Origin of the sequence: uncultured Methanobrevibacter sp. (genome assembly GCF_937881195.1) — an archaeon.
In the GTDB taxonomy this organism is placed as follows: domain Archaea; phylum Methanobacteriota; class Methanobacteria; order Methanobacteriales; family Methanobacteriaceae; genus Methanobinarius.
The window spans coordinates 1-3,058 of the sequence record NZ_CALGFC010000033.1 but is presented as its reverse complement, the minus strand read 5'-3'; the positions used below and the strand labels follow the sequence as shown (position 1 = coordinate 3,058).

Sequence of the window (3,058 nt, the reverse complement as noted above, 5' to 3'; positions counted from 1 at the left end):
TAATATAATCTAATATAATCTAATATAATCTAATATAATCTAATATAATCTAATAAACAAAAAACATGATAAATAAATCTTTGTAAATAAATTAATAAACAGATTATAGAATTAATCAATTTTTATTCAAATAAAAAACTAAATTGATGAATACTAAAAATTATAAAGTTAATAATGAGATATTTGATAATAATAATAATATTATTATTATAATTATTATTGTAAATTAGAAAAGAGAATGTAAAATTAACAGAAGTCTATTAAGTATGATAATAACAATTTAATAAATAATAGAAATAATAATTTAATAAATAACTTAAAATCTAAATATAGACTTTTAATATAAATATTAGTTAATAATTATTCTAATTCACGTAAAAATTCACCATTACCATTTGATTCTTCAATGATTTCAATAGCCCTGTCTGCAGCAGCTTTTAAATTTTTTTCTGCTTGAATATAATCACTAGATTTGACTGTTATCCTATAACGAGGAGCACCTACACATTGAATTTCAACATCCTCTTTTTCAGCAGCTAAAAGAGCTTTTTTAATTATATCCACGCCATTAGGATCAAAAGTTTGAATATCAACATAACCAGTAATTTGAACTTCTGGAGGAGTGATATTCTTTTTAGCTATATCAACTATTGTTTTAGCCCATTCTTCATTAATACCTTCTTCAATTAGAACAGATTCACCTTCTTCAGATGCAGTTTCAAAAGCACCATAAATATCACCAAAGCTATCCATCAATTTATAACCTACTTCCTTATAGGCAGTTTCAAGGTCTTTATCTAATGATTTAGCAGCTAATTCTAAAAATTTTTCTGCTTTTTGTTCAACTTTCCATTGTTGAATCTTTTTTGTTCTCTGATCTTCTCTTATTCTTTTTAAAGAAGCATCAACATGCCCCTTTTTAGGATTAACCCTTAAGACCCTAGCTACAATTTTTTGATTTTCCCTAACATGATCACGAATATTTTTAACCCAACCAGAAGAAACTTCAGAAATATGAATAAACGCTTCTTTTCCTTCATATTCTTCTAAATTAGCAAATGCACCGTAACCAAGAACTTTATAAACAGTAGCTACTATTAATTCCCCTTCATTTGGCCATTCTTGATTTTTTCTTACCATTAAAACACCTGAAAAATAAATAAAAATAGACTAAAGAATTTTTAATTATATGTTGAATCCCAATTGATGCAAATTAAATCCTCTAGTTAAAATAAGTATAAAATATTTAAAAAAAAGCTTAAAGTTATGAAAGCTTATATTTATTTCAATACTGAATCAATATGAGCAGTTATTTTAGCTTTTCCTCCAAGAGGTTTTACAAGTGTTTTACCACAAATAATACATTGGACATTAGAAGCTGCTCTGTCAAATACTATTTGTTCATTATCACAGTCCAAGCATTTGACTTTTAAAAAATTTCCTCTTTTTTCATTTGACATTTAATCACCAATATAATCATGAAATACAATTTTAATAATTTTTAATAGAATATTAATAATTATTCTACATATAAGAATATTATAAAAACATTATAACTTAAAAAAACATTGTTTTAAATTTAAAGTTATAATATTTAATATTAGTTATAAATAAAAAATTCATTATAACTAACAAATAATAATATAAACTTATCAATAGTAATTGAGAGTTTATTAATAAACTTATTGAGCTACAAATTCTGGTTTACCAGTTCTAAAAGAGGAAGCAACACGAGATTTACCACACTCTTTACATTTATATCTCAAATCTAATTTTTTAACTGGTTTATTTCCACCAGGTAATGGCCTAGGATAACCCCTATAACCAGCAGTTACTCGTCTGAATTGTCTTTGTCCCCATTTTAACTCACTAGCTTTTCTTTTTTTAGCTACAAGTACTTCGTGAACAGTGTGAGTTTTACATTTCGGACAGTAAGTTCTTTTTTCTTTAGGAATCTTCATTTAATCACCTTTATTGTAAATATATGTCTCCATGACATGATTAATAATATATAAATTATATAAAAGATATAATATCTATAAATTATATCCTAATATGTAAAAAATAGTTAAAAACCATTATTACATACATAAAAATATAACAAACATGAGTAGAATATTTATTATCTCAAAATAATTTTAAAAAAGCAATATATTAATTTTAAAGAAAAATATATCACCAAAGCATTAAATTAAATGATTTAAGCTTAATAAAACCAAATAAGTTTTAGAATTTTATAAAAAATTAATAATAAACTTTTCATTTAAATAATAGATATTAATATAATATATTATTTTAATCTATATTTAAATTTAATGGAAAGATAAAAATTTTCAAAATAATAATAAACAATTATCTTATTAAATATTTAACTAAATGTTAAAATATTTAATTAAAAATTATAAAAATCTAGCTTTTAACCATTCTCCCCATTTTATTCTTAACTAAAATTTCAGCATTAATATCAGGTAGAACAACAATATCTTGAGGCTTGAATGGGCCATAAATCTTCTTATCAACTCCCATGATAGAATTAATCTCCGAAAATACTAAAATCATTACATTAGCTATCTTATCGACTGTTGATTTAGAATTATTTGAATCAGTAAAATTATCGGGAAAATTAGATTCAGTAACATTCAATGAATCCAAATCAACGAACTGATCATCCTCATTACCAATAATATTGGATAATTCAGACTTTTGTTTAGTTTTTAAATTTTTATTAATATTATTCGTATTATTACCATTATTAATAGTTTTGGAAGTTTTAGGTTTATCAATTTCAGTTGAATTTTCGATTTTTAAATCTTTAATAATGTTATTTTCATTTTTTGACTCATCTAAAGATTTATTATTTGAAAAAGAAGTATTTGGAGAATTTATCTGCTTTTCAATATTTTCAACAGATTCATCAGCTATAATTTTTGCTGATTTAATGGTTCTAAGTCTTTTAAGAACCTTATCATCCTCAACATCATTTTTATCAATATTATTATTAAAAACTTTATTATCATTATTATTAGTAATAACTTTATTATCATTATTATTAGTAATA

3 protein-coding genes and 1 pseudogene are annotated in these 3,058 nt (G+C 22.9%); all 4 read right to left on the bottom strand.

Features of this window, described 5'->3' with window-relative positions:
- Window positions 1–360: 360 nt before the first annotated feature.
- Window positions 361–1,140: a translation initiation factor IF-2 subunit alpha gene (locus Q0087_RS05470; protein WP_297898673.1), complete on the bottom strand. Its 780-nt coding sequence runs from the start codon at window positions 1,138–1,140 to the stop codon at window positions 361–363.
- A 140-nt stretch (window positions 1,141–1,280) separates the two neighbouring features.
- Window positions 1,281–1,460: a 30S ribosomal protein S27e gene (locus tag Q0087_RS05465; protein ID WP_297898672.1), complete on the bottom strand. Its 180-nt coding sequence runs from the start codon at window positions 1,458–1,460 to the stop codon at window positions 1,281–1,283.
- A gap of 222 nt (window positions 1,461–1,682) precedes the next feature.
- A complete protein-coding gene (locus Q0087_RS05460) occupies window positions 1,683–1,961 on the bottom strand; it encodes a 50S ribosomal protein L44e (protein ID WP_042702885.1) in 279 nt (92 codons plus the stop codon).
- Between the two features lie 448 nt (window positions 1,962–2,409).
- Window positions 2,410–3,058: pseudogene (locus tag Q0087_RS05455) on the bottom strand (hypothetical protein); the annotation flags it as partial.